This window comes from Rhodococcus sp. NPDC055112 (assembly GCF_053607505.1).
In genome coordinates this window covers 108,055-134,013 of the sequence record NZ_JBSGTR010000002.1, presented here as the reverse complement: position 1 = coordinate 134,013, position 25,959 = coordinate 108,055, and the positions used below count along the sequence as shown (strand labels likewise).

Below are 25,959 nucleotides of genomic sequence, written 5' to 3'. Positions count from 1 at the left end.
GCACGTGTGGGGAATCGGATGGCAGATCCGGCGCAGACCGACCGGATCCACGGTGAAGGAGCAAGGCCATGACCTCGACGTTGTGGGCAGGTGCAGGTTCGATCACGGACGCACCCGGCGGTTACACAGGTGTGGAGGCCACTCCGGAGTGGGCGGCCGAGGTCCGGCGCCTCGCCAAGGAGCGCGGCGCGACGCTGCTCGCGCACAACTACCAGCTGCCCGCCATCCAGGACGTGGCCGACCACGTCGGCGACTCGCTGGCGCTGTCCCGGATCGCCGCCGAGGCGCCGGAGGACACCATCGTGTTCTGCGGCGTGCACTTCATGGCCGAGACCGCGAAGATCCTCAGCCCGAGCAAGACCGTGCTCATCCCCGACGAGCGCGCCGGCTGCTCGCTGGCCGACTCGATCACCGCGGACGACCTGCGGGCGTGGAAGGCCGACTACCCCGACGCTGTGGTGGTGTCGTACGTGAACACCACGGCCGAGGTGAAGGGCCTGACCGACATCTGCTGCACCTCGTCCAACGCGGTCGACGTGGTGAACTCGATCGACCCCGACCGCGAGGTGCTGTTCCTGCCGGACCAGTTCCTCGGCGCGCACGTCAAGCGGGTCACCGGCCGGACGAACATGCAGATCTGGGCGGGCGAGTGCCACGTGCACGCGGGCATCAACGGTGACGAGCTGACCGCACAGGCCAAGTCGCACCCCGACGCCGAGCTGTACGTGCACCCGGAGTGCGGCTGCGCCACCTCCGCGCTGTACCTCGCGGGCGAGGGCTTCGTGCCCGAGGACAAGGTCAAGATCCTGTCCACCGGCGGCATGCTGGACGCGGCCCGCGCCAGCCAGGCGAAGCAGGTGCTGGTCGCGACCGAGGTCGGCATGCTGCACCAGCTGCGCAAGGCCGCGCCCGAGATCGACTTCCAGGCCGTCAACGACCGCGCCTCCTGCCCGTACATGAAGATGATCACCCCGGCCGCGCTGCTGCGCTGCCTGATCGAGGGCAAGGACGAGGTGCACGTCGACCTGGCCACCGCCGAGCGGGCGCGCAAGTCCGTGCAGCGGATGATCGAGATCGGCAACCCTGGCGGCGGCGAGTAATGACGCCCGCCGGCCGGACGAGCTGGGAGGCGAACGCCGACCTCGTGGTCGTCGGCGGCGGGGTCGCGGGCCTGACCGCGGCCCGCGCCGCCTCGCTGCGCGGACTGAAGGTGCTCACCGTGAGCAAGGGCGGACCGACCGACACCGCCACGCAGTACGCGCAGGGCGGCATCGCGGTCGTCGGCGACCTGCGCACGGACTCGGTCGACTCCCACGTGGCGGACACCTGTGCAGCGGGCGCCGGGCTGTGCGACGAGGACGCCGTGCGGTCGATCGTGGCCGGCGGCGCCGATGCCGTCGCCGCGCTCACCGACCTCGGGGCGGTGTTCGACCGGGGTCGCGACGGCGACGTCTCCCGCACCCGCGAGGGCGGGCACAGCACCCGCCGGATCATCCACGCGGGCGGCGACGCCACCGGCGCCGAGGTGCAGCGGGCGCTCAACGCCGCGGGCCTGCCCGTGCTGTTCGGGGCGGCGGCCGCGCGGGTCGTCACCGACGACCGCGGTGTGGTGGGCCTGCTGGTGCTCTCCGACAAGGGACTCGGCATCATCCACACGCCGTCCGTGCTGCTGGCCACCGGCGGACTCGGGCAGCTGTACTCGTGCAGCACCAACCCGCCCGGCGCGACCGCCGACGGCATCGCGCTGGCGCTGGACGCAGGCGCGGCCGTCGCGGACGTCGAATTCGTGCAGTTCCACCCGACCGTGCTGTTCACCCCTGGCGGCGTCGGCCGACGGCCACTGATCAGCGAGGCCGTGCGCGGCGAGGGCGCGATCCTGGTGGACGGCAACGGCGACTCGGTGACGGCCGGGGTACACCCGATGGGTGACCTGGCGCCGCGCGATGTGGTCTCGCGCGCCATCGCTGATCGGATCCGCCGCCTCGGCACCGACCACGTGTACCTCGACGCGCGCAGGCTCGCCGGGTTCGCGGAGCGGTTCCCGACGGTGACCGCGTCCTGCCTGGCCGCGGGGATCGACCCCGTGCACCAGCTCATCCCGGTGGCCCCGGCGGCGCACTACGCGTGCGGTGGCGTCGTGACCGACGTGCACGGACGCACCGAGGTGCCAGGGCTCTACGCCGCGGGCGAGGTGGCACGCACCGGCCTGCACGGCGCCAATCGGCTGGCCTCCAACAGCCTGCTCGAGGGCCTCGTGGTCGGGGAACGGGCAGGCATCGCGGCCGTCGAGCGGTCCGGGATGGCGGTGGAGGTCGGCTCCGCGGACCTGACGTCGCGGCCGCACGTCGCCAGGGATCGGGTGCAGTCGCTGATGACCGCGCACGCCTCCGTGGTCCGGGACGGGGACGGATTGTCGACGGCGGCAAGCGAACTCGCCGACTCGGCGGAGCTCGTCCCGGCCGATGCGACGGGCCTCGAGGACGCCGCGCTCACCGTGACGGCCGCCGCCCTTGTGCTGGCGGCCCGCGCGCGGACCGAGAGCAGGGGTTGCCACACCCGCAGCGACTTCCCCGAGGCGTCGGAGTCGCTGCGCCACGGCATCGAGGTGCGGCTGGGGTCCGACGGCGACCTCGAGCTGCCCGAACTCGTGACGGCCCCGAACTAGAGACAGACGACCCTTGTGACGACTTCGACAGGAGCACGATGACCACGCTGGCGGACGGCCTTGACCGCGACGAGATCCTCACCCTGGTGCGGGTGGCACTGGGCGAGGACCTGCGGTACGGCCCCGACATCACCTCGGTCGCGACGGTTCCGGAGGGCGCGGTGGCCAAGGCCTCCGTGGTCTCGAGGGCGGCTGGCACGGTCGCCGGGATCGACGTCGGCCTGCTGGTGCTCGACGAGGTGGTCGGCGCGGGCAACTACGAGGTGCTCGGACGCGTCGAGGACGGCGCCGTCGTGCGGCCGGGGGAGTCGGTGCTGAGCGTGCTGGCCCCGACGAGGGACCTGCTCACCGCGGAGCGCACCATGCTCAACCTCATGTGCCACCTGTCCGGGATCGCGACCGCGACCGCGGCCTGGGTGGAGGAGGTGCGCGGCACCGAGTGCCGGATCCGCGACAGCCGCAAGACCCTCCCCGGGTTGCGCGGGTTGCAGAAGTACGCGGTCCGGATGGGCGGCGGGGTCAACCACCGGATGGGCCTCGGGGACGCGGCGCTGATCAAGGACAACCACGTCGCGGCGGCCGGCTCGGTGGTCGCCGCGCTGAAGGCGGTGCGGTCGGCGGCCCCTGACATCGAGTGCGAGGTCGAGGTGGACAGCCTGGCCCAGCTCGACCAGGTGCTCGCGGAGGATGTCGAGCTGGTGCTGCTGGACAACTTCGCGCTCTGGGAGACGCAGACCGCGGTCCAGCGGCGCAACTCGGTGGCGCCGCAGACCAAGCTCGAGTCCTCCGGCGGGCTCACCATCGACGTCGCGGCCGACTACGCCAGGACCGGCGTGGACTACCTCGCGGTCGGTGCGCTGACGCACTCGGTGACGGTGCTGGATCTGGGCCTGGACATGTGATGCGGCTCCGCCGTCCGTGCGCGAGTCTCACCCGGTTGGGGTGACGAGCGCGCACAGTCGGCGCAGCCGAATCGGGGGCTAGTCTGCAAGAGACCGAACGTGCGACGGATGAAGGAGAACCAGATGAGCTCTCGTCTCAACCCGTACATCAGCTTCGCCGACAACGCGAGGCAGGCCATGGAGTTCTACCAGGGGGTCTTCGGCGGCACCCTGAACCTGAGCACCTTCGGCGAGTTCGGCGCTCCCGACGCCCCCGAGGCCAACCTGATCATGCACGGCATGCTGGAGACCCCCGGCGGATACACGCTGATGGGTGCCGACACGCCGCCCGGGATGGAGCACAAGCCCGGGGCGAACATCGCGGTGAGCCTGAGCGGCGACGACGGCGACGAGCTGCGTGGCTACTGGGCGAAGCTGTCCGACGGAGGCACCGTGTCGGTCCCGCTGGAGAAGCAGATGTGGGGCGATGAGTTCGGCATGTGTACCGACAAGTTCGGCATCGGCTGGATGGTCAACATCGGTTCCCCGCAGGCCTGACGCCCGCCGCCGCGGCTAGGCCGCCGCCGCGCCGCGGCGCACCAGCGACAGGAATGCCGCCGCCGCGAAGAACAGGCCGGAGAACACCCGGCCGGTGACGCGTTGCTGTTTCGGCGAGCGCATCATCCGCAGCACTCGCGCGGCCAGCCCGGTGTAGCCGGTCATCACCATGACGTCGACGGCGATCATCGTCGCGGCGATGATCGCGTACTGCGGCACGAGTGGTGCGGCCGGCTCCAGGAACTGCGGCAGGACGGCCAGCATGAAGACCACCGCCTTCGGGTTGCTGGCGTTGACCAGGAATCCGCGGGCCACCAGGGCGGCCGCGGAGTGACGGCGGGTATCGGTATCCGTGGACACCTCGGTCGGTGCGGCCCGCCACTGCCGGATCCCGAGGTAGACCAGGTAGGCGACGCCGAACCACTTGATGACGGTGAACGCCAGCGCCGAGCTGGCGAGGAGCGCGCCGACCCCGGCCGCGACGATGACCACCTGCAGCAACAGACCGATCTGCAGGCCGAGGATGTTCCAGTAGCCGCGCCGCAGGCCGTGGCTGAGGCCGGTGGACATCGACGCGATCGCGCCCGCGCCGGGGGACAGGCTGATCACCCACGCGGCACCGAAGAACGCGAACCACATCTGCCAGGCCATGAGAACCCCACCTTCACCTACGAGGAGCGGGCGACACGCGACGCGCGTGCCCGCGGTTGGAGCATAGGTCGGGGCGGCCCCGCGTATCTTGTGGCCATGCCCGCACTCGCAGTCGAGCCCGTAGACCTGGGACCCCGCAAGGTGGCCTGCCGCGTCCTGGTCAATGCCCCCGTGAGCGAACTGTTCGGCCTGGTCGCCGATCCGAGACGACATCACGAGTTGGACGGATCGGGGACCGTGCAGGCGTCCGTCTCGGGGCCGGCCCGACTCGAGCGGGGCGACAAGTTCTCGATGTCGATGCGGATGTACGGCTTCCCCTACCGCATCACCAGCACCGTCACCGCGTACGAGGACGGCAGGCTGATCGAGTGGCGGCACCCGTTCGGGCACCGGTGGCGCTGGGAGTTCGCCGAGGTCTTCTCGGCCGACGCGCCGGTGCCGCAGACACAGGTCACCGAGGTCTTCGATTACACCGACTCGAAGCTGGCAAAGTCCTTCGAGCTCATCGGGTTTCCCCAGAAGAACGCGAAGGGGATCTCGGCGACGCTGGAGGGCCTGCAGCGGCGATACGCCTGACGGCGGCGGCTAGGAGCCGGTCGGGCCCAGGCAGCTCTGCGGCGGGCTGACCAGCGAACAGAACGCGGGCGCCATCACCGGCCGATAGTCCGCGGGCACGCCGCCGGCGGCGATCAGGTCCCGGTACGCGGCGACGCCGTCGGTCGGCCTGCGGGTCAGCGTCGGGTCGGTCAACGTGTCGACGGTGTACAGGCCGAACCGCGGCCGGTAGGTGCCCCACTCGTAGTTGTCGGTGATCGACCAGTAGTTGTAGCCGATCACGTCGGCGCCCTCGGCCCGCGCCCTGGTGAGCCAGTAGACGTGGTCGCGCAGGTGATCCGAACGGGTGTACCCGTCGGGCCTCGGCGCGCCGTTGTCGGTGGGCATCCCGTTCTCCACCACGTAGATCGGCAGCTCCGGGTACTTGCGCGCGTAGTACATCGCGGCGTGATAGATCCCGTCCGGCTGCGGCCGGATGTCGTAGAAGGCGTCGGTCACGGCGGCCGCCGCGGTCAGGTTGTCCAGGGAGACGCCGTAGTAGTAGTCGAGGCCGAGGAAGTCCAGCTTGTCGCGGACCCGGTCGGCGAACACCGAGTCCACCGCGCCCATCGCGGCGGGGATGTAGGAGACGTTGCTCGAGACGCGGGCGTCGGGGTCGAGGCGATGGATGGTGTCGTAGATGCTGCGGTGTGCGCCGACCATCCGGTCCAGCATCTGCGGGGCCGCGGGCAGCGAGATGCCGCCGAAGGTCAGCTCCTTCTGCACGAACACCGTCGGCTCGTTGAAGGTGATCCAGTCGGCCCCTGCGCCGGCGTAGCGCTCGACAACGCGCTCGGCGTTGGTCAGCCAGCGGGCCTGCGTGTTCGCGTCGGCCCAGCCGCCGCGGTCGGCGATCCAGCCCGGGTAGACCCAGTGGTCGAGGGTGATCATCGGCTTCATGCCGTGCCCGCGGATCTCCTCGATCACGTCGTCGTAGTAGGCGAACTCGGCCTCGTCCCAGCCGTCAGGGGTTGGCTGCACCCGGGCCCATTCGACGGAGAATCGGAAGACGTCGACGCCGAGGGCCGCCGCGCGGGCGACGTCCTCCCGGTAGCGGTGCCGGAAGTCGGGCCCGGAACCGTACGGGTCGTGGGTCTTGCCCGACGACACGTAGCGCGACCAGTTGCTGTCCGGCGGCGAGCCCTCGGACTGGAAGCCGGAGGTGGCAACGCCCCATTCGAAATCCGCGCCCAGTCCGGTCGGGACGGCCTCGGCGGGTGATCCGGCGGCCAACGGAGCCGCCACCACTGCGAGGAGGAGGGCGAGGATCCGGGCGATTCGCGTCACGCGTCGCACGGTAGGGCAGTGGGGTCCGGTCGCGGGGGCGATTCGCCGATGAATTACGTTCGATGTATCAACGATTCCACATCGTTCGTGGCCCGCGGCCACCCGTGAGGGGAGCCGTACCCGCCGACCGAGAGGTGCCGCTCGTGAACTCTCCGCTCGTGAACTCTCCGCTCGCCTTCTTCGACACGACCCCGGACGGATACGTGGCGTTGCCCTTCGCGGTCAGCCGGTGGTCACCGGACATGGTCAGCGGTGTGGCGCTGTGCGGACTTCTCGCCCGCGCGCTCGAAAACGGCCACGGCGGTGACGGATTCGTGCCCACCCGGCTGACGGTCGACCTGTTCCGTCCGGCGCGGACCAGCCCACTGACCACCACGACCACGGCGGTGCGCGAGGGCAAGCGGATCCGGGTCGCCGACGCCGAGCTGCTCCAGGACGGGGAGCCCGTCGCGCGCGCGTCCGCGGTCTTCCTGCGCCCGTCGGAGCAGCCGCCCGGCGACGTCTGGACCCGCGATCGCCGCCCGTCACCGCCGCCGGCCTCGATCGCCCCGCCGACCGATGCGCTCACGCCGCCGTACTTCGGCAGCGATTCGCACCCCGATGGCTGGTCCACCTCGATGTTCGAGCATCAGGGCGTCAGCCGTAAACGCATGTGGGCCAGGCATCTTCCCGTGGTGGCAGGGGAGGAGCCGTCGCAGTTCGAGCGGGCCGCGATGGCGGGCGAGCCGACCAGCCTGATGACCAACTGGGGCAGCGAGGGTGTCGGCTTCATCAACGTCGACCTGACCCTCGTGCTGGCCAGGCTGCCCGAGGGGCCGGACGTCGGGATCGAGGCGGACGACCACATCAGCTCCGACGGTCTGGCCGTTGGCACCGCGACGATGTTCGACCGGGGCGGCCCGATCGGTACCTGCGTGGTCAGCGCGCTCGCCAACGCGCGGCGGCAGGTGGACTTCGCGGGCCAGGGCGAGTTCGAGATACCCGCGACGACCTAGCTCCTTCTGTCCTCGCCGAGGAACGGCCGGACCAGGTCGAGTGGCAGCGGGAAGATCATCGTCGAGTTGTGCTCGCCGCCGATCTCCCGCAGCGTCTGCAGGTAGCGCAGCTGCAGGGTCGTCGGGTTGCGGCTGATGATGTCGGCCGCGAGCGCGAGCTTCTCCGCCGCCTGGAACTCGCCCTCCGCGTTGATGATCTTTGCTCGCCGTTCGCGCTCCGCCTCGGCCTGCCGCGCGATCGCCCGCTGCATGTTCGCCGGGATCTCGACGTCCTTGATCTCGACAGTGGTGACCTTGACGCCCCACGGCTCGGTCTGCTGATCGATCACCTTCTGCAGATCCTCGTTCAGCCGTTCCCGCTCGGCGAGCAGGGAGTCGAGCTCGGCCTTGCCCAGGATCGAGCGCAGCGTGGTCTGGGCGATCTGCAGAGTCGCGAGCAGGAAGTCCTCCACCTCGACGATCGCCCGGTCGGCGTCGATCACCCGGAAGTACGCGACGGCGGTGACCTTCGCAGGCACGTTGTCGCGGGTGATCACCTCCTGGACGGGGATCTTGAGCGTCACCGTGCGCAGGCTGACGCGCACCATCCGGTCGACCGCCGGGACCAGCAGGACCAGCCCGGGGCCTTTGGAGTCGAGGACCCGACCCAGCCGGAAGACCACACCGCGCTCGTACTCGCGCAGGATCCGCACCGAGGTGCCCGGGAGCACCAACATCAGCAGGACGACGATGACGAGGAGGGCGAAGACGGCGGTCACGGCGACCACTCCCACGGTTCGCGTCGGCGCACCGACAGGGTGAGTCCACGGATCCGCTCGACCACGACGGACTCGCCCTCCGACGGCTCGGGGTCCTGCTCGTACCCGAACTCCACCTTGGCGCGCCAGAGCCCGCCGGCCGTCTCAACCTGGCCGTGCGATCCGGTCCAGTTCCGGACGACGGCATCCGTGCCGATCAGGGACTCGGGCCCGCTGTGCACCGGCAGGCGCCTGGCGACCAGCGCCTTTCGGCCGGCCAGCGCCATCACGCCGAGCCCGACCACCGCGACACCGACCGTCACGGGGACCGCGATCACCGACCCGGCGCCATCGGCGGCGAACAGCATCCACACACCCGCGGCGGACAGGAGCGCGCCCGCGGCGCCGAGGATCCCCGCGGTCGGGGTGTGGGCCTCGACCACGATCAGCAGGATGCCCACCACCAGTGCCAGCAGGCCCAACGCGGTCATTTCCACTCCCACGATCAACGCTCGTAGGGGGCCCGGCCGCTCGCATAGCCACTTCGCGGCCGAACCCTCGACTCCACGGTAATCCGGTGCACGCGCCGCGGCCACCGGTCAGGTCGGCGCGCCCGGCGACCCCGCGTCGACCTGCTGACCTGCGGTCGGGATTGTTACGTCCTCGTAAATGTGTTCTGGATCACGTACCATGATTCAACTGCCTTTGAACTTTCGGCAGTGGTTGTTAGGCGCAATGCCGGGAGCTCACATGACTGCGAACACATCGCCGTCGGGGCGGTCCGTCCGCCGGGCACGATCGACGCGATCCCCACGGATCGCGGTCGCGGCCGAGCCGCGGTTCATCGCCGGTGCCAGCCTTCGGTCCAGGATCCTGGCCGAGTCGATCCGGTTCACCGTCAAGCCCGCCCTCGAGGTGTGGGCCCGTTGGCCGAGTTCCCTGTGGCCCGCAGGCGCACTGGACCTCGCTGCCAGGATCGTTCCGCCAGGCCGGGGAGTGGGCAGGCGCCGGATCCGCCTCGAGCACTGTGACGCCGAATGGCTGCAGGCCCGCGACGCGATGCGCGACGCGGTGGTGCTGTACCTGCACGGCGGCGGCTTCCTGACGTGCGGGCTGAACACCCACCGGAATCTGGTCTCCCGGATCTCCGGTGCGGCAGGAGCGCCGGTGCTCGCCGTCGACTACCGGATGCTGCCCAAGCATCCGATCGACGCTGCCATCGCGGACGGCGTCGCCGGGTACCGGTGGCTGCTGGAGCAGGGATTCGAGGGCAAGCGGATCGTCATCGCAGGCGACTCCGCCGGTGGCTACCTGACCTTCGCGACGGCCATCGCGATCGCCGAACTGGGCCTGCCCACCCCGGCCGGGCTCGTCGCGCTCTCGCCGCTCACCGACATCGACCCCGCGACCAAGCTGGCGCACCCGGGAGCCGACGGCTGCCCGTTGATCCCGCGGTCGGTCCTGCTCGCATTGGCGGACGTGGCGGCCGCGAGGGCGGGCGCGAACTCGCGAACCTCCCCGGTCAACGGGGTGCTGGCGGGGTTGCCGCCGGTGCTGATCCACGTCGGCTCGACCGAGATCCTCTACCCCGACGCGGAGCTGATGGCGCAGCGCCTCGGCGCGGCGGGGGTATCGGTGACGCTGGAGGTCTGGGATCGCCAGGTCCACGTCTTCCACGCGGCGGCCGGTCTGATCCCGGAGGCGGAGCGGGCGATCGCCAGGGTCGGCGAGTTCATCCGCACCTGCACACCCGCCGCCGAGGCGCCCGCCCTCACCGCCGTCTGAGCGGTGCGCTCGCGCTGGCCGGCCCGCGGCGCCGTCCTGATCGCCGGGGCACTGCCGCTGGTCGCCTTCCCCGCGCCGGGCCTCGACCTGCTGGCCTGGGTGGCGCTGGTGCCGGTCCTGCTCCTGCTGCGCGCGGCGGACACCCCCCGCGAGGCGGCGCTGCGCGGATGGCTCGCGGGTGTCGGTTTCCTGGCAGGGACGCAGTACTGGCTGGCGCCGAACCTTGTCTACTTCTTCCCGTTCGCGATCGGTCTGCTCGCGCTGCTGTGGACCGGGTGGGGGATCCTGGCGCGGGCCCTGCTGCGCGGCGCCGAGACACCGGCGCTGGAGGTGTCCGCCGTGGTCGGGGTGCCCGCCGGCTGGGTGCTGATCGAGACCGTGCGGTCCTGGCACTGGCTCGGCGGGCCCTGGTCGCTGTTCGGGTCGACGCAGTGGCGCAGGCCGAGCGTGCTGGCGCTCGCGTCGGTCGGCGGGGTCTGGCTGGTCGGCTTCGCCGTGGTCGCGGCCAACGTCGGGCTCGTGATCCTTCTCGTCGGCCGCGGAACGGCGCGGTATGTCGGCGCGGCGGCCTCCCTCGTGGCGGTCGCCGCCGGTCCGCTCTGGTCCGCGACGCGACCCGAGCTGCCCGCCGGCCCCGACGTGCCGGTGGCGCTGGTGCAACCGGGAATCGGGCACGACGACCTGCTGATCCGCCAGGAGGAGCTGACCCGCGGGCTCGGCCACCCGGTGCATCTCGTGGTGTGGGGCGAGAGCAGCGTCGGCGAGGACCTCACCGCCCGGCCCGACGTCCTGGACCGGCTCACCGCGCTGTCGGGCTCCGTCGGGGCCGAGCTGCTGGTGAACGTCGACGCGCGGGTCGCAGGCAGCGGAGCCATCGCGAAGACCTCGACCCTGATCGGCCGGGACGGGATCGAGGCCGAGTACCGGAAGACCCGGCTGGTGCCGTTCGGCGAGTACGTGCCGTTCCGCGGCCAGCTCGGTTGGCTCACCCGCGTCACCGAGGTGGCGGGCCAGAACCGTGAGGCGGGCGAGAAACTGGTGGTGATGGACGTCGACGGGCTGGCGATCGGGCCGCTGATCTCGTTCGAGCAGACCTTCCCTGATCTGGCCCGCGCACAGGCGAGGAACGGCGCCGCGCTGCTGGTCTACCAGTCGTCGACGGCGACTTTCCAGGGCAGCTGGGCGCCGGCGCAGCTCGCGAGCTTCGGCGCGCTCCGGGCCGCCGAGACCGGACGGCCGGTGGCCGCGGCCGCGCTCACCGGCGTCTCCGCGGCCTTCGACGCCAGGGGCAATCGGCTCGCGTGGATGCCTGCCGCCGAGAGCGGCGCACTGGTCGTCGACATGCCGACTTCGGTGGAGGACACCGTGTTCGACCGCCTCGGGAACTGGGTGCCCGCATCGTGTGCCCTGATCGTCGCGCTGCTGGCTCTCGGTGCGCTCGCTCGACGGAGATCGTCGCCCTAGCTACTCGAAGTAGGCCTCGCCGACGACGAACATCCCGCGCTGGGGGATCCAGAAGTCGCCGAGGTGTGCCTGTTCGGGCAGCGGCCCTGCCGGCCCGAGATCGACTCCGTCGACGGTCGCCCGGCTTTCGTCGATGGTCCACAGCATCCGGGGGTTCGCCCGGAATCGCTGGCCGTTCGAAGCCGTGCCGGCCAGCCGCACATGTCCGACCCCGAGTGCGGGTCCGGCCACGCGTCCCATCAGCGAGAGGACGGCATCGCTTCGCCACAGCGCCGCCGGCATCAGCCGGCCGAGGCCCGTCATCGCGGTCGTCGCCACCGATTTCCCCAGCTCGAGATCCCACACGAGCCTGTCGTCCACGGTGACCGTGAAGGCGGCAGGACCGGTCCACCGCACCGAGATGTCCGCGGTCCGCGTGGCCTCGGTCGCGGAGCCGAAGTACCGGGCACAGCTGACCTCGGGTCGAATGCTGCTGTAGATCGTCCACTCGCCCGAGGGGTCTCGATGCCACACCGAGTCGTAGCCTGCGCCCACGGAGCTGGCCGGGAAGTGCCGCAGTGCCAGGCAGTGTCCGCTGGCGAACGGCGCCCCCATCACCCCGTAGCCCGCGAAGCGTTCCGTGCCGTCTTCCGGGGGCAATGCCGTGTTCTGTTCTGCGATCGATCGCGCGTCGTGAGTCATGGTCGGTCCTCTCCACGAACCGCCTTGTCAGCGTACGCGCAGCGGTGTCAGCGCAGCGCCTGCGACGAACGAAACCCGCGGTCGCGGCGGCCAGCGGTAAATGGCGTGGACCTATCCTGAATAATCAGTACAAACCCATTCCTCTGAAGGGACCCTCATGCCTGCCCGCACCGAGCTCGCCCGCGTGGATCTCCGCGGTCGAACACCCACCACGGCCGAACTCCGGGCCGCGCTGCCCCGAGGTGGAGTGGATGTGGACGCGGTGCTGCATCAGGTGCGTCCGATGGTCGAGGCGGTCCGCGACCGGGGCGCCGAGGCGGCCCTCGAGTTCGGCGAGAAGTTCGACGGGGTCCGCCCCGACCGGGTCAGGGTGCCGCGCGCCGAGCTGACCAAGGCGCTGGCCGAGCTCGATCCGGCGGTGCGCGCCGCCCTCGAGGTCGCGATCGAGCGGACCCGGCTCGTGCACGCCGACCAGCGGCGCACCGACACCACCACGCAGGTGGTGCCCGGCGGCACGGTGACCGAGCGTTGGGTGCCGGTGGACCGGGTCGGGCTCTACGTGCCCGGCGGCAACGCGGTCTACCCGTCGTCCGTCGTGATGAATGTCGTCCCGGCGCAGGCCGCGGGCGTCGAGTCGCTCGTCGTGGCGTCCCCGCCGCAGGCCGCCTTCGGTGGCCTGCCGCACCCGACGATCCTCGCGGCGGCCGAGCTGCTCGGCGTCGACGAGGTGTGGGCGGTAGGCGGCGGCCAGGCCGTCGCGCTGCTCGCCTACGGCGGCACCGACGTGACACAGGACGGCACCGCCGTCGGCGACGGCGGTGAGCTGGCGCCGGTCGACCTGATCACCGGGCCGGGCAACATCTACGTCACCGCGGCCAAGCGGCTGTGCCGCGGGCTGGTCGGGATCGACGCCGAGGCAGGACCGACCGAGATCGCGATCCTCGCCGACCACACCGCCGACCCGGTGCACGTCGCCGCCGACCTCATCAGCCAGGCCGAGCACGACGTGATGGCCGCCAGCGTGCTCGTCACCACCAGCGTGGAACTCGCGGACGCGGTGGACGACGCGCTCACCGCCCAGCTCGAGCTCACCAAGCACAGCGAGCGGGTCGCGACGGCGCTGGCGGGCAGCCAGTCCGGCACGGTGCTGGTCTCGTCCGTCGAGGACGGCCTGCGCGTGGTCAACGCGTACGCGGCCGAGCACCTCGAGATCCAGACCGAGGACGCGTCAGCGGTGGCCGCCCGGGTCCGCTCCGCGGGCGCGATCTTCGTCGGCCCCTGGTCGCCGGTCAGCCTCGGTGACTACTGCGCCGGCTCCAACCACGTGCTGCCGACCGCCGGCTGCGCGCGGCACTCCTCGGGGTTGAGCGTGCAGACCTTCCTGCGTGGCATCCACGTCGTCGACTACTCGGAGGCCGCCCTCAAGGACGTCTCCGGGCACGTGATCGCCCTCGCGAACGCCGAGGACCTGCCCGCGCACGGCGAGGCAGTGCGGCTGCGCTTCGAGGGTTTGACGGACGGCACCGCCGTCGAGGCCCTTCGGTGAGCGGCGGTCCGGTACCCGGCGCGGCGGCGAGCATCGACGAGCTACCCATCCGGGAGAACCTGCGCGGCAAGTCTCCTTACGGCGCACCGCAGTTGACGGTGCCCGTGCAGCTGAACACCAACGAGAACCCGCACCCGCCGACCCGTGCGCTGATCGACGATGTCGCGGAGTCGGTCCGGGAGGCGGCCGCCGAGCTGCACCGCTACCCGGACCGCGACGCGGTCGCGTTGCGGACCGACCTTGCCGCGTACCTCACCCGGCAGACCGGTGTCGCGGTCACCGTCGACAACGTGTGGGCGGCCAACGGCTCCAACGAGATCCTGCAGCAGCTGCTGCAGGCCTTCGGCGGGCCCGGTCGCAGCGCGATGGGCTTCGTGCCGTCGTACTCGATGCACCCGATCATCTCGGACGGCACCGAGACCCGGTGGCTGCCGGTGTTCCGGCGTTCGGACTTCTCGCTCGACCCCGAGGCGGTGATCAAAGCCGTCGCCGAGCAGAAGCCGGACGTCGTCTTCGTCACCAGCCCGAACAATCCCACCGGGCACAGCGTTCCGCTGTCCGACCTGCGCCGCATCCTGACCGCGGCGCCGGGCATCGTGATCGTGGACGAGGCGTACGGCGAGTTCTCCTCGGGCCCGAGTGCGATCACGCTGATCGACGAGTTCCCGACCAAGCTGGTCGTGAGCCGCACGATGAGCAAGGCCTTCGCCTTCGCGGGCGGTCGGCTTGGGTACCTGGCGGCGGCTCCCGCCGTGGTGGAAGCGCTTCTGCTGGTGCGCCTTCCGTACCACCTGTCGGTGATCACCCAGGCCGCGGCCAGGGCTGCGCTGCGGCACGCGGACGAGACCCTTGCCAGCGTCGCGGAGCTCGCGGCACAGCGCGACCGGGTGTCTGGCGAGCTCGCGGCGATGGGCTTCCGGGTGATCGAGTCGGACGCGAACTTCCTGCTGTTCGGACAGTTCTCGAATGCGGCCGCCACCTGGCGGCGTTACCTCGACGAGGGCGTGCTGATCCGGGATGTCGGGATCGAGGGCTATCTGCGTGCGACCATTGGCCTGGCCGCGGAGAACGACGAGCTGTTGCGGGTGAGCAAGAAACTCGTCGCAACGGAGCTCGTCACAACGGAGATCACTGAGGAGACACGATGACCGGGCGGATCGCGAAGGTCGAGCGCACCACCAAGGAATCTTCCATCGCCGTCGAGCTGAACCTCGACGGCACCGGGATCGTCGACATCTCCACCGGCGTGCCGTTCTTCGACCACATGCTGACCGCGCTCGGCAGCCACGCCAGCTTCGACCTGACGGTCAAGGCCGAGGGCGACATCGAGATCGAGGCCCACCACACCGTCGAGGACACCTCGATCGTGCTGGGCCAGGCGCTCGGTCAGGCCCTCGGGGACAAGCGGGGCATCCGGCGCTTCGGCGACGCGTTCATCCCGATGGACGAGACCCTCGCGCATGCCTCCGTTGACGTCTCAGGCCGCCCGTACTGCGTGCACACCGGCGAGCCCGAGCACATGCTGCACGCCGTCATCGGTGGCTACCCTGGCGTTCCCTACGCCACGGTGATCAACCGGCACGTGTTCGAGTCGATCGCCTCCAACGCGCGGATCGCGCTGCACGTGCGGGTGCTCTACGGCCGCGACCAGCACCACATCACCGAGGCCGAGTTCAAGGCCGTCGCCCGCGCGCTGCGCGAGGCCGTCGAGCCGGACCCGCGGGTCTCCGGGGTGCCGTCGACCAAGGGTGCGCTGTAGATGGGTGACGCGCTGATCTACGTCCTGTTCATCGCGGCCGGATTCGCGCTCGGCGGCGCGTACTCGATGTGGACCGTCAACAAGTTCGCCTCCGGCGTGCTGCTCGCACTGGCGATCATCGCGGCCGCGGGCGGGGTCTTGCGGCTGATCTGATGGGTGCGGTCTCCGGGGCGACGGCACCCGGCGGACTCTGGCGTACCCGAGGGCTGCCGGTGGCGTTCCTCATGGCCGCGACCACCTTCGGGGGATGGTCGTTGCTGCTGCCTGTGGTCCCGCTGGCGATCAAGCAGGCGGGCGGCTCCGACGCGCTCGCGGGCGCGAGCACCGCGGTCTTCATGGCCACCACCGTCGCCATCCAGCTCTGCACGCCGACCCTGCTGCGTAGCTGGGGCTACCGGTGGGTGCTCGCCGTCGGCTGCCTGCTGCTCGGTCTGCCCTCGCTCGCCTTCCTGCTGTCCACCGAAGCCGTTCCCGCACTGATCATCTCGGCGGTGCGCGGGATCGGCTTCGGGCTGGTGACGGTGGCGGGCAGCGCCCTGGTCGGGGAGTTGGCGCCCAAAAAGATCCTCGGCCGGGCGACCGGTGCCCAGGGCATCGCCATCTCGTTCGCCCAGATGGTCGCGCTGCCATTGGGTCTGGCGCTGTTCGGCCGCGGCCAGTCCTCGCTGGTGTTCGTGCTCGGGGCGCTGGTGCCGTTGCTGTCCATCGCCTCGATCGCCGCGCTGCCGTCGATCCCGCGCCCCGCGGGGGCAGGCAGGAGGGGACGGCTGCCGCTGCGCCTGCTGCTGGTGCCGTGTCTGGCGATGGTCGTGGTGGCCGCGGCCTACGGCGGGGTCACCAGCCTGCTCCCGATCGCCGTGGAGGACCGGGCGGCGCTCGCGGGCGTGGCGCTCGCGGTGGTCAGCGGGGCGATCCTGGTCGGGCGGTACGGCGCGGGCGCACTGGCCGATCGGATCGGACACGGCCGTTCGATGGTGCCTGCGCTGGCCTGCGCGACGCTCGGTGCCGGGCTGTTCGCGGCCGGGGTGATCGGCGACGGCCAGGTCGGGTTGCTGATGGCGGGCGCGGTGGCGTTCGGTCTCGGGTTCGGCGCCTGCCAGAACGAGGCGCTGGTCTCGCTGTTCACCGAGGCCGGGCCTGCCAGGCTCGGTGCGGCGAGCGCCGCCTGGAACATCAGCTACGACGCCGGGACGGGGATCGGCGCGCTTGCGCTCGGAGTCGTCGCCGGTTTCGCCGGATATACCTGGGTTTTCACGGTCGCGGCGGCGGCCATCGCGCTGGTGATTCCGGTGGCGTGGGCCCGGGCCGATAGAGTTGCCGCATGACCTCCGTCGCCCTCCTCGACTACGGCTCCGGCAACCTGCACTCGGCCCAACGAGCCCTCGCCCGCGTCGGTGCGGACGTCGAGGTGACCTCGGACCCCGCCGTCGCCCTGGCCGCGGACGGACTGGTGGTCCCCGGCGTCGGCGCCTTCGCGGCCTGCATGGAGGGCCTGCGCGCGGTTCGCGGGGAGCGCATCATCGGCCAGCGGCTCGCGGGCGGCAGGCCGGTCCTCGGCATCTGCGTCGGCATGCAGATCATGTTCGAACGCGGCGTCGAGCACGGCGTGGAGGCCGACGGCTGCGGTGAGTGGCCGGGCACCGTCGAGATGCTGCAGGCCGAGGTGCTCCCGCACATGGGCTGGAACACCCTGCAGGCACCGGCGGACAGCGTGCTGTTCGACGGCATCGACGCCGACACCCGGTTCTACTTCGTGCACTCCTACGCGGTCCAGAAGTGGGAGCTCGCCGACTCCGACCTGATCGCGCCCGCGAAGCTGACCTGGGCCGACCACGGCGGGCCCTTCCTCGCCGCGGTGGAGAACGGACCGCTTTCCGCCACCCAGTTCCACCCGGAGAAGTCCGGCGACGCCGGTGCCGCGCTGCTGGAGAACTGGGTACGTAGCCTGTGACCGGGCAGCGGCGCGGCCTGTCGATGGGGCGTCTCGCCCTGTTCTCGCTCGGCTCCGCCGCCGCCGTCCTCGCGCTCGCGACCGTCGTGCTGGCGGTGCTGAAGCCGGGACCGGTGCTCGGATTGGCCATCGTCCTCGCCGGGGTCGTCGGTGCGATCCTCGCGATGGGCCTCGTCTCCACCCGGATGACCCGGCGCGCGCTCGACGGCTCCGCCGACGAGGAACAGGGCGCGGGCGATCGCGGCGGCGACCCGGGAACCGGCTCGCCGCGATGACGGACTAGGGTAGGCGCACGTGAGCCTGGTCCTTTTGCCTGCTGTAGATGTTGCCAACGGTGAAGCTGTTCGCCTCGTTCAGGGAGAGGCAGGCAGCGAGACGAGCTACGGATCCCCCCGCGATGCCGCCCTCGCGTGGCAGAACGATGGTGCCGACTGGGTGCACCTGGTCGACCTGGACGCCGCCTTCGGTCGCGGCTCGAACCGCGACATGATCGCCGGGGTGGTCGGCGAACTCGACGTGAAGGTCGAACTGTCCGGAGGCATCCGCGACGACGAGTCGCTGCGGGCCGCGCTGGCCACCGGCTGCGCGCGCGTCAACCTCGGGACCGCCGCCATCGAGAACCCCGAGTGGTGTGCCCGCGCCATCGGCGAGTACGGCGACCGGATTGCGGTCGGCCTCGACGTCCGCAACGTCGACGGCCGCTACCAGCTGCGTGGGCGCGGCTGGGTCACCGAGGGCGGCGACCTGTTCGAGACCCTCGAGCGTCTCGACCGGGACGGCTGCTCGCGCTACGTCGTCACCGACGTCGGCAAGGACGGCACCCTCACCGGACCCAACCTGGAGCTGCTCAGCCAGGTCTGCGGTGCCACTAAGGCGCCGGTCGTGGCCTCCGGCGGCGTGTCCAGCATCGAGGACCTCGTCGCGATCGCCGGCCTCGTCGACCAGGGCGTCGAGGGCTCCATCGTCGGAAAGGCGTTGTACGCCGGGCGGTTCACGCTTCCCGAGGCGCTCGCCGCGGTCTCGCGATAGCACCGGACATGAGCCTGCCCCGCGATCCGCACGAGCTGCTCTCCATCGCGAGCGGCCTGCTGGACGCGGCGCAGGAGCGCTTTCTCGAGGGTGTCGGCGCGCCGAGCGCGGTGAGCAAGGGCTCCCGTGACTTCGCCACCGAGCTCGACCTCGAGTTGGAACGACGGCTCAGTGCGGAACTGACCGAGCTGACTGGAATCGGCGTCCACGGCGAGGAATTCGGCGGTCCGGACCTGGCCGAGGGGCCGGTGTGGGTGCTGGACCCCATCGACGGCACGCTGAACTACTCGTCCGGTCTGCCGACCGCGGGGATGTTGCTCGCGCTGCTCGACGACGGGGTCCCGGTGCTCGGCCTGACCTGGCTGCCCGGGATGGGCAGGCGCTACGCGGCGGTGGTCGACGGACCGGTGCTGTGCAACGGGGAGGCGCTGCCGCCGTTGGCGAGTGCGTCGCTGTCCGATTCGCTGGTCGGGTTCGGCGCGTTCAACGTCGACGGCAGGGGACCGATCCCCGGGCCCTACCGGGTGCGGGCGCTCGGCGAACTGAGCCGGGTGAGCAGGCGGCTGCGGATGCACGGCAGCACCGGCGCCGACCTGGCCTTCACCGCCGGTGGCGCGCTCGGCGCGTCGGTGGTGTTCGGCCACAACCCCTGGGACAACGCGCCTGGTGTCGCCCTGGTGCGGGCGGCGGGCGGTGTGGTCACCGACCTGGCGGGTGCGCCATGGCACATCGGGTCGACCTCGGTGCTAGCCGCGGCGCCGGGGGTGCACGAAGAGGTGTTGAATATTCTTGTGGCTCTGGGCGATCCGGGTGACTACCTGGACCGGGACCCGGGGCTACCGGCAGGAAGGCTGACGCAATGACGGTGGCGGTTCGGGTCATCCCGTGTCTGGACGTGGACGCGGGCCGCGTCGTGAAGGGCGTGAACTTCGAGAATCTGCGCGACGCGGGCGATCCCGTGGAGTTGGCGGCGCTGTACGACGCGCAGGGCGCCGACGAGCTGACCTTCCTCGACGTCACCGCGTCCACCTCGGACCGCGGCACCATGATCGACGTGGTGACCCGCACGGCCGAGCAGGTCTTCATCCCGCTCACGGTCGGCGGCGGGGTGCGCACCGAGCAGGACGTGGACCGCCTGCTGCGGGCGGGCGCGGACAAGGTCAGCGTCAACACCGCCGCGATCGCCCGCCCGGAGCTGCTGCGCGAGCTCAGCGAGCGGTTCGGGTCGCAGTGCATCGTGCTGTCGGTGGACGCGCGGACCGTGCCCGAGGGGCAGGAGCCGACACCGTCCGGCTGGGAGGTCACCACGCACGGCGGCAGGCGCGGCACCGGGATCGACGCGATCGAGTGGGCCCTGCGCGGCGCCGAGCTCGGGGTGGGGGAGATCCTGCTGAACTCGATGGACGCGGACGGCACCAAGGCCGGGTTCGACCTGCCGATGATCCGGGCCGCAAGGGCCGCGGTGCACGTGCCGGTCATCGCCAGCGGCGGCGCGGGCGCGGTGGACCACTTCGCGCCCGCGGTGCAGGCCGGCGCGGACGCGGTGCTCGCGGCCAGTGTCTTCCACTTCGGCGAGCTGGAGATCCCTCAGGTGAAGGACGCCATGCGGGCCGAAGGTATCGTGGTCCGATGAGTCTCGATCCCGCAATCGCCGCCCGGCTGAAGCGAAACGACGCCGGATTGTTCAGTGCGGTCGCCCAGGAGCGGGCCACCGGCGCGGTGCTGATGGTCGCGTGGATGGACGACGAGGCGCTCGCGCGCACCCTGGAAACCCGCAAGGGCACCTACTATTCGCGGTCCCGCCAGCAGTACTGGGTCAAGGGTGAGACGTCCGGGCACACCCAGTACGTGCACGAGGTGCGGCTCGACTGCGACGGCGACAGCGTGCTGCTGATCGTCGACCAGGAGGGCGCGGCCTGCCACACCGGCACCCACACCTGCTTCGACGCGGACGTTCTGCTCGCCGACTCCTGACCCCGCCGAGTGTGCACCTTCCGCAGCTCGACCTGGGGGTTTGCGCCGGCAGGTGCACACTCGGCGGTGGCGGCGGCGACCCCCGCGGTCCGGGTCCGCGCCAGTAGAATGGGGCGAAACGGACACACGTCGGCGGTGACGCTGGTGAGAACAGGCCGGTAGGCCGCGACGCGCTCGGACCTGGAGCGTGGGAAGTGGGCAATCGGCCGGTCGAAGGTCTACCGCAGCTGTCCCGGCGCGGTCGGGTCCTGCTGCTGTCGGCGGTGGGCCTGCTCGCGGTCCTGATCGTGCTCCCCGTGCTGGTGGGCATGTATACCAGCTGGCTGTGGTTCGGTGAGGTCGGTTACCGGTCCGTCTGGGTGACGATGCTGGTGACGCGGCTGCTGCTGTTCGCCGCGGTTGCCGTGCTCGTCGGAGGGGCCGTGTTCCTCGCGGTGCTGCTGGCGTTTCGCGCCAGACCGGTGTTCCTGCCGGGGCGGGCCGAGGACGATCCGATCCGGATCTATCGGGACTTCGTGCGGCGCAGGCCGCGCCTGTTCGGTCTGGGCATCCCCATCGTCCTCGGGCTGCTGTGCGGGCTGATCGCGCAGTCGAGCTGGGAGACGGTTCAGCTGTTCCTGCACGGCGGAGCGTTCGGGGTCACGGATCCGCAGTTCGGTCTCGACGTCGGCTTCTACGTCTTCGACCTGCCCTTCTACCGGTCGGTCCTGAACTGGCTGTTCGTGGCGACCGTGTTCGCCTTCCTGGCGAGCCTGGTGACGCATTACCTGTTCGGCGGGGTGCGCATCTCCTGGAGCGAGGGCGCGATGAGCCGGGACGCCCGCGTCCAACTCGCGGTGCTCGCGGGGACGTTCATCCTGCTCAAGGCGGTCGCGTACTGGTTCGACCGGTACGCGCTGCTCTCGAGCGGCCGCAAGGAGCCCACGTTCACCGGCGGTGGCTTCACCGACATCAACGCGGTGCTCCCGGCGAGACTGATCCTGCTCGCGATCGCCCTCATCTGCGCCGCCGCCTTCTTCGCCGCGATCGTGCTGCGCGACCTCCGGGTGCCCGCGCTGGCCGCGATCCTCCTGCTGCTGTCCTCGATCCTGGTCGGCGCGGTCTGGCCGCTGGCCGTGGAGCAGTTCTCGGTGCGTCCCAACGCCGCGGACCGTGAGAGTCCGTACATCGAGCGCAACATCGAGGCCACCCGCCAGGCGTACGGGGTGGGTGCGGACAAGGTCGAGTTCCTGCCGTATCCGGGCATCGGCACCCGGTCGCCCAGGGACGTGCCCGCCGACGTGACGACGATCGCGAACGCCCGGCTGCTCGATCCGAACCTGCTCTCGCACACCTTCATCCAGCAGCAACAGCTCAAGAACTTCTATGCGTTCCCCGCAACGCTCGACCTCGACCGGTACGTGATCGACGGCACGCTGCGCGACTACGTCGTCGCGGCCCGCGAGCTGACCCCGAGCAGCCTGAGCGGCAATCAGACCCAGTGGGTCAACCAGCACACGGTGTACACCCACGGCGACGGATTCGTCGCGGCGCCGGCGAACCGGGTGAACGCCGCCGTGCGGGAGGCGGAGGGGGACACCTCGAGCAGTAACAGCGGGTATCCCGTGTACACGGTCAGCGACATCGCCAGCCAGGGCTCCGGCCACCAGGTCATCCGAGTGGACCAGCCGCGCATCTACTTCGGTGAACTGATCGCGAGGACCGACCCCGACTACGCGATCGTCGGCGGTCCGGATGGCTCCGCGCCACGCGAGTACGACACCGACACCTCCACCTACACCTACGACGGGACCGGCGGTGTCTCGATCGGGAACTGGTTCAACCGGATGGCGTTCGCCGTCAAGTACTCCGAGCGCAACATCATCTTCTCCAAGGCGATCGGATCCGGATCGAGGATCATCTTCAACCGGTCCCCGGCCGAGCGCGTGCACCTGGTGGCTCCCTGGCTGACCACCGACCACGACCCCTATCCCGCGGTGGTGGGCGGGCGGATCGTGTGGATCGTCGACGCGTACACGACGGTGAACAACTACCCGTACGCACAGCGCAGTTCGCTCGAGGACCTGGTGGTCGGCGAGCCCGCGCCCGTGCGGCCGGGCGGGGAGGTCTCCTACATCCGCAATTCAGTGAAGGCCACCGTCGACGCCTACGACGGCACGGTCACCCTGTACCAGGTCGACCAACACGACCCGGTGCTCGAGGCGTGGATGGGCGCGTTCCCCGGCACGGTGCAACCCGAGAGTTCCGTTCCCGCCGAGCTGCGGGCCCACTTCCGGTACCCGCAGGACCTGTTCAAGATCCAGCGCGAGATGCTCGCGAAGTATCACGTGGATGATCCGCGAGAGTTCTTCACCACCAACGCATTCTGGTCGGTCCCGAGCGACCCGACCGTCGAGTCCAACCCGTACCAGATGCCGTTCTACGTGCTGGTGGGGGACCAGGCGACGGCGGAGCCGTCGTTCCGGCTGGCCAGCACGATGGTCGGCTTCCGGCGCGAGTTCCTGTCCGCCTACATCTCGGCGCATTCCGATCCCGAGGACTACGGCAAGCTGACCGTGCTCGAACTGCCGACCGACACCCTGACGCAGGGACCGCAGCAGATCCAGAACTCGATGATCTCGGACACCAGGGTGGCGTCGGAGCGGACCCTGCTGGAGCGGTCGAACCGGATCCAGTACGGCAACCTGCTGACACTGCCGATCGCCGACGGCGGGGTGCTCTACGTGGAGCCGCTGTTCACCGAGCGGATCGCGTCGGAGCAGAACACGTCGACCTTCCCACAGCTCGCGCGCCTGCTGGTCAGCTACCGGGAGCCGGGGGCAACGGGCGGGGTCCGGGTGGGATACGCGCCCACCCTGGCCGAGGCGCTGGACCAGGTGTTCGGGGCGGGTACCGGCGGCGCGGCAACGGCGCCGGGAGCGGGCGCGGGGCCCGCGCCGCCGCCGGCTGGGGAGCCGGTGCCGCCGCCGCCCGCGGCCGCGAATCCGGCGACGGCAGACGAACTGAACAGGGCCATCGCGGAGCTCCGTGCGGCGCTCGACCGGCTGCAACGGGCGGTGGACAGCTACCCGACCGAGCAGCCCCGGTAGATCCCTTCGCCGACAACCGATCCTGGGTACTAACGGTCGTAGTAGTGCCTTGTAGTCTTCGCGTGTGAGCTCACCGAAGACGACGATCGCGCGTATGCGCGGCGCCTTCGTTGGCTCGACCTCCGGCGCGGTGAGCGTCGCCGCCCACGCGCTGGGTGGCGGCACGGCTCCGGCGGAGAGTTCGGTGGTCCTGCTGATGCTGGGCTGCGCGGCCGTCGGTGCGGCCGTCGCGTCCGTCCGGGTGGCGCGACATCAGCTGCTGTTCGTGGCCGCCGCGCTGACACTCGGCCAGGCGATCGGGCACGCCGCCCTCGCGATGGGGGCCGTTCACCTTCACGGACCGCAGCTCAGTCCCCAGATGGTGGCCGCGCACGCCGCCGCCGTCGCGGTGACCGCCGTGCTGATCCGGGCCTGTGAACGCGGATGTGTCTGCGCGCTGTCGGCGCTGAGCCGGAGAGTTCCTGCGCCGTTCACCGAGGTGCAGGCCCTGGTGCCTGTCGCAGTCTGCGTCCCGTCGGATTCGCCGACGCCTGCCCGCTGGCTGCTGGTCGGCTCGGGCACAGGAACCCGCGGCCCGCCGCAGTCCGGCTAGTCGGCGTCAACAGACATCCCGGCCCGGGCGCCAGCCCGATCTGGGGTGATGTTCGCGCGCACCCTTCACCTTTCCGCCGTCAGCGTGTTGCTCACAGGGCCCGCGCGGCGGAGCGTCCGCACAGAATCCTCGCACCGCTGTGGTGGTCGGGGCTGTTTCCGTGCGCCTTTCTGGTGGCCGTCCGCCGTCGAGCGCTGTCGGCCGCTTTGTTTCACCCCCCCTGGGCCTATTTCGGCCCCAATGATGAGAAGGATGATATGAGCTTCAACAACTCTGGTCTGCGCCGTGGCGCCCGCGTGGCAGGCGTCGCCGCCACTGCGGCACTGGCGATCGGCCTGATGTCGACCGGTGCGGCGCATGCCGACACGTTCGTGCCGCTGCCGGACGGGCAGAAGGCGGGGCCGGGTGCGGTTGTCGGGCGTACCAGCGAGAGTGTCCTGATCTCCCCGTCGCTGGCCGCCAACGGTGCGGGCCGCACCGCGTGGGTCTCGGGCACGGTCACCGCCGACGTCACCGGCGTCTCGGGTGAGGGCGAGGCCGGTCCGTGGAACGGCGCCACCAACGACAAGGGCACCAACAACTCGTCCACACACGGGGTCTCGCGGATCAGCACCGGCTACATCGTGGGCTGCCAGGTCGACATCACCGGCCTCGGCGGGTCCATCGGGATGGGCGTGAGCATGGACGGCCCGTCGATCTCCGGGTCGCTGACCGTCCCGGTCTCGGCCGGCCAGGTCAAGTTCGTCGGTGTCGCGGGCAAGGACATCAAGAAGAACGGCAAGTACGCCGTCCAGTACCAGGACACCCAGATCGAGATCCAGAACTGCGGCGGCTACGCCCAGGCCCGTTCCTACACGGTCGTCGAGATCGTCGGTAACGACTACTCCAAGACCACCCTGTACGGCCAGCCCTTCAGCATCGGATAGCGGCTCAGCCGCACAGACCATACCTCAACTCGACATCTGAACCCTCAGAGGGGAATTCATGAACACCAGCACGAACGGTCTGCGTCGCGGGCTGCAGATCTCCGCCGTCGGCGCGGCCACAGCCGTTGCGGTCGGTTTCCTGTCCGCGGGTGCGGCGAACGCCGACACCCTCGTGCCGCTGCCCGGCGGCACCATCTCCAAGACGCTCGTCGACGGCACCGTCGTCACCGTCACCATGACCGGTGAGTCCGCGAACATCTCCCCGTCGATGGGCGCGACGCCGCTGCACCGCAACGTGTGGGTGTCGGGTTCGGCGAAGGTCGAGCTGTCCGGCGCCAACGCCGACGGCGGCAGGATCGAGCCCGGCTACGTGGTCGCCTGCCAGCTGACCCTCGGTGGCAAGGGTGGCGCCGACACCGGAATGTCCTCCAACTGGGAGGGCGAGGGCGTCAAGCAGACCGCCAAGAGCGCGGGCAACCTGTCCATCGCTCCCGGCCAGGCCAAGAACGTCAAGCTCCTCGACCTGGAGAAGGCCGACGACTTCGGTGGCGAGTCGCACTCGGGCGCCAACAGCTTCAAGGGCAAGGGTGGCAGCGTCACCTGGGCCGACTCGACCATCGGCGTCGAGGGCTGCGCAGGTTACGCGCAGGCCCGCTCCTACGTGAAGGTCACCGCCAACACCAAGAACGTCAGCAGCACCGTCACCCTGTGGGGCCAGCCGTTCAGCATCGGCTGACCCGATGAGTCGAGGCGGCCCACCATCGCTGGTGGGTCGCCTCGCCCGGTCGATCCAAG

28 protein-coding genes are annotated in these 25,959 nt (G+C 70.7%); 23 read left to right on the top strand and 5 right to left on the bottom strand.

Translation table 11 applies throughout. From position 1 onward, the window contains the following. The first annotated feature begins 68 nt into the window (after positions 1-68). The 4 genes from nadA (at position 69) to ACWFRB_RS02205 (ending at position 4,104) form a co-directional block, all read left to right on the top strand. The gene (gene nadA / locus ACWFRB_RS02220) at positions 69-1,100 is read left to right on the top strand and encodes a quinolinate synthase NadA (protein WP_452638493.1); all 1,032 of its coding nucleotides are present in this window, start codon (positions 69-71) and stop codon (positions 1,098-1,100) included. After that, a complete protein-coding gene (locus tag ACWFRB_RS02215) occupies positions 1,100-2,665 on the top strand; it encodes an L-aspartate oxidase (protein WP_452638492.1) in 1,566 nt (521 codons plus the stop codon). The genes nadA and ACWFRB_RS02215 overlap by 1 nt, the downstream gene beginning before the upstream one ends. Before the next feature lie 38 nt (positions 2,666-2,703). Further along, positions 2,704-3,567 (top strand): carboxylating nicotinate-nucleotide diphosphorylase, encoded by an 864-nt coding sequence (nadC, locus tag ACWFRB_RS02210; RefSeq protein ID WP_452638490.1) that lies wholly within the window; start codon positions 2,704-2,706, stop codon positions 3,565-3,567. A 123-nt stretch (positions 3,568-3,690) separates the two neighbouring features. Beyond that, entirely contained in the window at positions 3,691-4,104 is a 414-nt protein-coding gene (locus ACWFRB_RS02205; RefSeq protein WP_452638489.1) for a VOC family protein, read from the top strand. Positions 4,105-4,119: 15 nt separating this feature from the next. Here the strand turns inward: ACWFRB_RS02205 and rhtB are convergent, their stop codons facing one another. Beyond that, entirely contained in the window at positions 4,120-4,755 is a 636-nt protein-coding gene (gene rhtB / locus ACWFRB_RS02200; protein ID WP_452638487.1) for a homoserine/homoserine lactone efflux protein, read from the bottom strand. Positions 4,756-4,851: 96 nt separating this feature from the next. On the opposite strand from rhtB, the gene ACWFRB_RS02195 reads away from it, so the two are divergent. Further along, positions 4,852-5,331, top strand: a complete 480-nt coding sequence (locus ACWFRB_RS02195) for an SRPBCC family protein (protein ID WP_452638485.1) — start codon at positions 4,852-4,854, stop codon at positions 5,329-5,331. A gap of 9 nt (positions 5,332-5,340) precedes the next feature. Here ACWFRB_RS02195 and ACWFRB_RS02190 read toward each other — a convergent pair whose 3' ends face one another. Beyond that, entirely contained in the window at positions 5,341-6,618 is a 1,278-nt protein-coding gene (locus ACWFRB_RS02190; protein WP_452638632.1) for a glycoside hydrolase family 1 protein, read from the bottom strand. 161 nt (positions 6,619-6,779) lie between these two features. On the opposite strand from ACWFRB_RS02190, the gene ACWFRB_RS02185 reads away from it, so the two are divergent. Next, positions 6,780-7,631: a thioesterase family protein gene (locus ACWFRB_RS02185; protein WP_452638484.1), complete on the top strand. Its 852-nt coding sequence runs from the start codon at positions 6,780-6,782 to the stop codon at positions 7,629-7,631. Here the strand turns inward: ACWFRB_RS02185 and ACWFRB_RS02180 are convergent. Beyond that, positions 7,628-8,347, bottom strand: coding sequence for a slipin family protein (locus ACWFRB_RS02180; protein WP_452638631.1), 720 nt, complete (start codon positions 8,345-8,347; stop codon positions 7,628-7,630). The two genes, ACWFRB_RS02185 and ACWFRB_RS02180, sit on opposite strands and share 4 nt — an antisense overlap. Before the next feature lie 38 nt (positions 8,348-8,385). Further along, complete coding sequence (locus ACWFRB_RS02175) at positions 8,386-8,859, bottom strand: NfeD family protein (RefSeq protein WP_452638482.1); 474 nt, start codon at positions 8,857-8,859, stop codon at positions 8,386-8,388. A gap of 259 nt (positions 8,860-9,118) precedes the next feature. Between ACWFRB_RS02175 and ACWFRB_RS02170 the strand changes: the two genes are divergently transcribed. Beyond that, positions 9,119-10,153: an alpha/beta hydrolase gene (locus ACWFRB_RS02170; RefSeq protein ID WP_452638480.1), complete on the top strand. Its 1,035-nt coding sequence runs from the start codon at positions 9,119-9,121 to the stop codon at positions 10,151-10,153. A gap of 3 nt (positions 10,154-10,156) precedes the next feature. Continuing rightward, complete coding sequence (gene lnt / locus ACWFRB_RS02165) at positions 10,157-11,617, top strand: apolipoprotein N-acyltransferase (RefSeq protein ID WP_452638479.1); 1,461 nt, start codon at positions 10,157-10,159, stop codon at positions 11,615-11,617. Here lnt and ACWFRB_RS02160 read toward each other — a convergent pair whose 3' ends face one another. Continuing rightward, the gene (locus tag ACWFRB_RS02160; protein ID WP_452638477.1) at positions 11,618-12,298 is read right to left on the bottom strand and encodes a hypothetical protein; all 681 of its coding nucleotides are present in this window, start codon (positions 12,296-12,298) and stop codon (positions 11,618-11,620) included. It lies immediately after the preceding gene. 157 nt (positions 12,299-12,455) lie between these two features. Here ACWFRB_RS02160 and hisD point away from each other — a divergent pair, with 157 nt between their 5' ends. The 15 genes from hisD (at position 12,456) to ACWFRB_RS02085 (ending at position 25,900) form a co-directional block, all read left to right on the top strand. Then, positions 12,456-13,844, top strand: a complete 1,389-nt coding sequence (hisD, locus tag ACWFRB_RS02155) for a histidinol dehydrogenase (RefSeq protein WP_452638476.1) — start codon at positions 12,456-12,458, stop codon at positions 13,842-13,844. After that, positions 13,841-14,992 carry a histidinol-phosphate transaminase gene (locus tag ACWFRB_RS02150; protein ID WP_452638474.1) on the top strand — a complete coding sequence of 384 codons (1,152 nt, stop codon included), beginning with the start codon at positions 13,841-13,843 and terminating at the stop codon, positions 14,990-14,992. Before hisD ends, ACWFRB_RS02150 begins: the two co-directional genes overlap by 4 nt. Further along, a complete protein-coding gene (gene hisB / locus ACWFRB_RS02145) occupies positions 14,989-15,603 on the top strand; it encodes an imidazoleglycerol-phosphate dehydratase HisB (RefSeq protein ID WP_072751568.1) in 615 nt (204 codons plus the stop codon). The genes ACWFRB_RS02150 and hisB overlap by 4 nt, the downstream gene beginning before the upstream one ends. Beyond that, positions 15,604-15,756, top strand: coding sequence for a hypothetical protein (locus ACWFRB_RS02140; protein WP_179800722.1), 153 nt, complete (start codon positions 15,604-15,606; stop codon positions 15,754-15,756). After that, a complete protein-coding gene (locus tag ACWFRB_RS02135) occupies positions 15,756-16,928 on the top strand; it encodes an MFS transporter (RefSeq protein ID WP_452638472.1) in 1,173 nt (390 codons plus the stop codon). Before ACWFRB_RS02140 ends, ACWFRB_RS02135 begins: the two co-directional genes overlap by 1 nt. Further along, positions 16,925-17,554, top strand: a complete 630-nt coding sequence (gene hisH, locus ACWFRB_RS02130; RefSeq protein WP_136911680.1) for an imidazole glycerol phosphate synthase subunit HisH — start codon at positions 16,925-16,927, stop codon at positions 17,552-17,554. Before ACWFRB_RS02135 ends, hisH begins: the two co-directional genes overlap by 4 nt. Beyond that, positions 17,551-17,829: a hypothetical protein gene (locus tag ACWFRB_RS02125; RefSeq protein ID WP_452638470.1), complete on the top strand. Its 279-nt coding sequence runs from the start codon at positions 17,551-17,553 to the stop codon at positions 17,827-17,829. Before hisH ends, ACWFRB_RS02125 begins: the two co-directional genes overlap by 4 nt. Before the next feature lie 19 nt (positions 17,830-17,848). Beyond that, positions 17,849-18,583: a bifunctional 1-(5-phosphoribosyl)-5-((5-phosphoribosylamino)methylideneamino)imidazole-4-carboxamide isomerase/phosphoribosylanthranilate isomerase PriA gene (gene priA, locus ACWFRB_RS02120; RefSeq protein ID WP_452638469.1), complete on the top strand. Its 735-nt coding sequence runs from the start codon at positions 17,849-17,851 to the stop codon at positions 18,581-18,583. An 8-nt stretch (positions 18,584-18,591) separates the two neighbouring features. Continuing rightward, a complete protein-coding gene (locus ACWFRB_RS02115; RefSeq protein ID WP_452638468.1) occupies positions 18,592-19,446 on the top strand; it encodes an inositol monophosphatase family protein in 855 nt (284 codons plus the stop codon). After that, a complete protein-coding gene (gene hisF / locus ACWFRB_RS02110; RefSeq protein ID WP_452638467.1) occupies positions 19,443-20,216 on the top strand; it encodes an imidazole glycerol phosphate synthase subunit HisF in 774 nt (257 codons plus the stop codon). The genes ACWFRB_RS02115 and hisF overlap by 4 nt, the downstream gene beginning before the upstream one ends. Next, the gene (gene hisI / locus ACWFRB_RS02105; RefSeq protein WP_027503038.1) at positions 20,213-20,557 is read left to right on the top strand and encodes a phosphoribosyl-AMP cyclohydrolase; all 345 of its coding nucleotides are present in this window, start codon (positions 20,213-20,215) and stop codon (positions 20,555-20,557) included. Before hisF ends, hisI begins: the two co-directional genes overlap by 4 nt. Positions 20,558-20,751: 194 nt before the next feature. After that, positions 20,752-23,646, top strand: coding sequence for a UPF0182 family protein (locus tag ACWFRB_RS02100; protein WP_452638466.1), 2,895 nt, complete (start codon positions 20,752-20,754; stop codon positions 23,644-23,646). A gap of 64 nt (positions 23,647-23,710) precedes the next feature. Continuing rightward, entirely contained in the window at positions 23,711-24,238 is a 528-nt protein-coding gene (locus ACWFRB_RS02095; RefSeq protein ID WP_452638465.1) for a hypothetical protein, read from the top strand. 257 nt (positions 24,239-24,495) lie between these two features. After that, positions 24,496-25,164, top strand: coding sequence for an MspA family porin (locus ACWFRB_RS02090; RefSeq protein ID WP_452638464.1), 669 nt, complete (start codon positions 24,496-24,498; stop codon positions 25,162-25,164). A gap of 58 nt (positions 25,165-25,222) precedes the next feature. Next, complete coding sequence (locus tag ACWFRB_RS02085; protein ID WP_452638463.1) at positions 25,223-25,900, top strand: MspA family porin; 678 nt, start codon at positions 25,223-25,225, stop codon at positions 25,898-25,900. Positions 25,901-25,959 lie beyond the last annotated feature (59 nt).

Coding starts and splice junctions, on each gene's coding strand:
- ACWFRB_RS02085 (WP_452638463.1), top strand. CDS start 25,223: ATGAACACCAGCACGAACGGTCTGCGTCGCGGGCTGCAGATCTCCGCC.
- ACWFRB_RS02115 (WP_452638468.1), top strand. CDS start 18,592: ATGAGCCTGCCCCGCGATCCGCACGAGCTGCTCTCCATCGCGAGCGGC.
- ACWFRB_RS02215 (WP_452638492.1), top strand. CDS start 1,100: ATGACGCCCGCCGGCCGGACGAGCTGGGAGGCGAACGCCGACCTCGTG.
- ACWFRB_RS02160 (WP_452638477.1), bottom strand. CDS start 12,298: ATGACTCACGACGCGCGATCGATCGCAGAACAGAACACGGCATTGCCC.
- nadA (WP_452638493.1), top strand. CDS start 69: ATGACCTCGACGTTGTGGGCAGGTGCAGGTTCGATCACGGACGCACCC.
- ACWFRB_RS02195 (WP_452638485.1), top strand. CDS start 4,852: ATGCCCGCACTCGCAGTCGAGCCCGTAGACCTGGGACCCCGCAAGGTG.
- ACWFRB_RS02175 (WP_452638482.1), bottom strand. CDS start 8,859: ATGACCGCGTTGGGCCTGCTGGCACTGGTGGTGGGCATCCTGCTGATC.
- hisB (WP_072751568.1), top strand. CDS start 14,989: ATGACCGGGCGGATCGCGAAGGTCGAGCGCACCACCAAGGAATCTTCC.
- hisI (WP_027503038.1), top strand. CDS start 20,213: ATGAGTCTCGATCCCGCAATCGCCGCCCGGCTGAAGCGAAACGACGCC.
- ACWFRB_RS02170 (WP_452638480.1), top strand. CDS start 9,119: ATGACTGCGAACACATCGCCGTCGGGGCGGTCCGTCCGCCGGGCACGA.
- hisF (WP_452638467.1), top strand. CDS start 19,443: ATGACGGTGGCGGTTCGGGTCATCCCGTGTCTGGACGTGGACGCGGGC.
- hisD (WP_452638476.1), top strand. CDS start 12,456: ATGCCTGCCCGCACCGAGCTCGCCCGCGTGGATCTCCGCGGTCGAACA.
- ACWFRB_RS02135 (WP_452638472.1), top strand. CDS start 15,756: ATGGGTGCGGTCTCCGGGGCGACGGCACCCGGCGGACTCTGGCGTACC.
- rhtB (WP_452638487.1), bottom strand. CDS start 4,755: ATGGCCTGGCAGATGTGGTTCGCGTTCTTCGGTGCCGCGTGGGTGATC.
- ACWFRB_RS02180 (WP_452638631.1), bottom strand. CDS start 8,347: ATGTTGGTGCTCCCGGGCACCTCGGTGCGGATCCTGCGCGAGTACGAG.
- ACWFRB_RS02205 (WP_452638489.1), top strand. CDS start 3,691: ATGAGCTCTCGTCTCAACCCGTACATCAGCTTCGCCGACAACGCGAGG.
- ACWFRB_RS02140 (WP_179800722.1), top strand. CDS start 15,604: ATGGGTGACGCGCTGATCTACGTCCTGTTCATCGCGGCCGGATTCGCG.
- ACWFRB_RS02090 (WP_452638464.1), top strand. CDS start 24,496: ATGAGCTTCAACAACTCTGGTCTGCGCCGTGGCGCCCGCGTGGCAGGC.
- nadC (WP_452638490.1), top strand. CDS start 2,704: ATGACCACGCTGGCGGACGGCCTTGACCGCGACGAGATCCTCACCCTG.
- hisH (WP_136911680.1), top strand. CDS start 16,925: ATGACCTCCGTCGCCCTCCTCGACTACGGCTCCGGCAACCTGCACTCG.